General features: G+C 33.6%; 2 protein-coding genes. Both read left to right on the top strand.

The features are described from left to right. Positions 1-333 precede the first annotated feature (333 nt). Positions 334-1695 (top strand): ATP-dependent protease ATP-binding subunit ClpX, encoded by a 1362-nt coding sequence (gene clpX, locus AFK68_RS04665; RefSeq protein ID WP_094671791.1) that lies wholly within the window; start codon positions 334-336, stop codon positions 1693-1695. 882 nt (positions 1696-2577) lie between these two features. Next, positions 2578-3006: a hypothetical protein gene (locus tag AFK68_RS38120; RefSeq protein WP_210407230.1), complete on the top strand. Its 429-nt coding sequence runs from the start codon at positions 2578-2580 to the stop codon at positions 3004-3006. Positions 3007-3184 lie beyond the last annotated feature (178 nt).

Consider the following 3184-nt stretch of genomic DNA (forward strand, 5'->3'; position numbering starts at 1 on the left):
TTGTATGTATGCTGTAGGTGTCAACCTCTTTAATTGATGACACATCCTAGCAGGTCATTTCAGTTATTAGTTAGCCTCCTTGTTGTGAATGTCGAAGGGTATTTTACGGATAATTAAACAAATCTACTTAGTTATTATGTAACATTAAAATTCCTCAAATAAAAATATATAGAATATAATTTAAAATAGAATAAAATAGAAGTATCAATTATCAAATCCGACTTCAATATAACCAAAGTAAGGAGTTGAACTCAAGCACTTATCCTCAAATAACACGATTTAACCCCTTCATCATATAGTAAATATCACCATCACCAAGGAAAAAAAACAAATATGTCCAGATACGATTCCCACCTTAAATGTTCATTTTGTGGTAAGTCGCAAGATCAAGTCCGCAAATTAATAGCAGGTCCAGGGGTTTATATTTGCAATGAATGCGTAGAACTTTGTAACGAGATATTAGAAGAAGAATTATTTGAATTTAGCAAAAATACTACTTCCGCTAGTCTAATAGAACCACAATTAGAAAATCAAAGGCATTCAGGTAAGAAAAAAATTCCTTTAGAAAAAGTTCCCAAACCTACAGAAATTAAGCAATATTTAGACGATCGTGTAATTGGACAACACGAGGCAAAAAAAGTTCTATCAGTAGCAGTATACAATCACTACAAACGTTTGAGTTGCCAAACAAAAAATTATTCCCAGAAGAGTGTTGACTCTGATGTGGAATTACAAAAATCTAATATTCTCTTGATGGGTCCCACAGGTTGTGGTAAGACTTTATTAGCTCAAACCTTAGCCGAACTACTAGATGTACCATTTGCAGTAGCAGATGCAACAACTCTTACCGAAGCTGGTTATGTAGGAGATGACGTAGAAAATATTTTATTAAGGTTATTACAAGTAGCAGATTTGGATATAGAAACTGCTCAAAGAGGAATTATATATATAGATGAAATAGATAAAATTGCCCGTAAAAGTGAACATACTTCTATCACGCGAGATGTATCTGGAGAAGGAGTACAACAAGCTTTACTAAAAATATTGGAAGGGACAGTAGTAAATGTTCCCCCACAAGGTGGACGTAAACATCCCTATCAAGATTTTATTCAGCTTGATACTAGCTCAATTTTGTTTATTTGTGGTGGTGCTTTTGTGGGTCTGGAGAAAATTGTTGAACAACGACAGGGAAAAAAATCGTTGGGTTTTATTCAGACCGAAAATATTAATCAAGGTAGTATAGCTTTACCATCAAAAGAAAAAAGGAATATTAATGTACTGAAAAATTTAGAACCAGATGACTTAGTAAAATTTGGTTTAATACCAGAGTTTATTGGACGAATGCCAGTTTTAACAGTAATTGACCCATTAGATGAAACTGCATTAATGAAAATATTAACCGAACCACAGAATGCTTTAGTTAAACAATATCAAAAATTATTGAAGATGGATAATGTCAAGTTGGAATTTCATAAGGAAGCTCTAACGGCGATCGCTCAAGAAGCATATAGACGTAAAACTGGAGCTAGAGCATTACGAGGTATTTTAGAAGAGTTAATGTTAGATATTATGTATGAATTACCATCGCGTCAAGATGTTACCCGCTTCACTATTACTAAAGAAATGGTAGACAAACGTTCTACTGCTGAGTTACTATGGCATCCCGCATGGCATAAACAACATGAGTCCGCTTAGAAGTTGTCTGTTCGAGATTAGATTTTAATGGGATATCATCAATTATTCTTCAGCCCTTGTGGTCAATGTAAAATGTAAAATTTCAACTAAGAATCATTAGACATCTCTAGAAAAGAGGCAACAGGCAACAGGCAATAGGAAGAAATAATTGATAATTTATGGATAAGAATTGATTTGATTTTTGATTTTTGGAGATGTCTATTTAGGTTTTATATTCCCTGTTGTCTTTGACAAAAATTGGATATATGGTCGAAATGTTAAAACCCCAGGGACGTTCTATAGAACGTCTCTACATTAGACATCTCCAATAATCAAAAATAACCCTATTATCGTACATAAATNTAGGAAGAAATAATTGATAATTTATGGATAAGAATTGATTTGATTTTTGATTTTTGGAGATGTCTATTTAGGTTTTATATTCCCTGTTGTCTTTGACAAAAATTGGATATATGGTCGAAATGTTAAAACCCCAGGGACGTTCTATAGAACGTCTCTACATTAGACATCTCCAATAATCAAAAATAACCCTATTATCGTACATAAATCATCAATTATTTCGGCGTTGGTAAATCAAGAGATGAAACTTTAAGAGTAATCTGTTTCTAATACTTCTAAATATCTAACCAGAGTAAGTAATGGGTATCATCACAAAAAGTCGGTACGCGGGAAACCCGCCAATTTTAACGGCGGGATGGAAGCGACCCGATGGGTTTTAACCCATAGTCACATTGACAATTTGAAATCCTAGTCGCTAATATAAGTATATAAGTATATTAGAGCGAAAACTCATTTATGTACCTCACCCAAAAGAACAAAATTAGAAATTTGTCTAGCACCGAATTTAAAGCATTAAGACAATTGTGCAGATTATCTAAAAATATGTACAATGTCGGCCTGTATTCTGTGCGACAATTCTATTTTTCTGAGGGCGGATATCTAAGGTATGAATCCAACTATCATTACTGCAAAAAAAATGAAAATTATCAGTTACTTCAAACCGATATTGCACAGCAAATTTTGAAAGTGTTAGATAGGTCTTTTAAGTCATTTTTTAACTTAATCCAAAAGGCTAAAGAAAGTTTATATCGGTTTGAACAAATCCGAATGCCTAGATACCTCAAAAAAGAGGGGTACTTTCCTTTAATAATACCTCGAATTAGGGTAAAAGACGGATATTTTAACATTCCAATGTCTAGGGAATTTAAAGCCGAATATGGTGCAGTAAAAATACCTTTCCCTGAAAGATTGGTAGGTAAGAATCTCAAGGAAGTTTCGGCTAAGAGCCGACATGAAAAGGATAATACCTAGATTTGATGCCCAGTTTTTTGAAGTAGAATTTATTACGGAGGAGGAGTCACAACCAGCAGTAAAGACAGATAATATAGTAGCAATAGACTTAGGGTTAGACAATAAGCGCCACTTGTGTATCGAATACTGGGTCATCGTTTATTTTAGACGGTAGAAAACTCAAATCAATTAACCAGTG

Origin of the sequence: Hydrocoleum sp. CS-953, assembly GCF_002260545.1 — a bacterium.
Classification (GTDB): Bacteria; Cyanobacteriota; Cyanobacteriia; order Cyanobacteriales; family Microcoleaceae; genus Trichodesmium.

What these genes read in the sequence shown, in the direction of transcription:
- clpX (WP_094671791.1), top strand. Translation starts at nt 334, where the DNA reads ATGTCCAGATACGATTCCCACCTTAAATGTTCATTTTGTGGTAAGTCG.
- AFK68_RS38120 (WP_210407230.1), top strand. Translation starts at nt 2,578, where the DNA reads ATGTACAATGTCGGCCTGTATTCTGTGCGACAATTCTATTTTTCTGAG.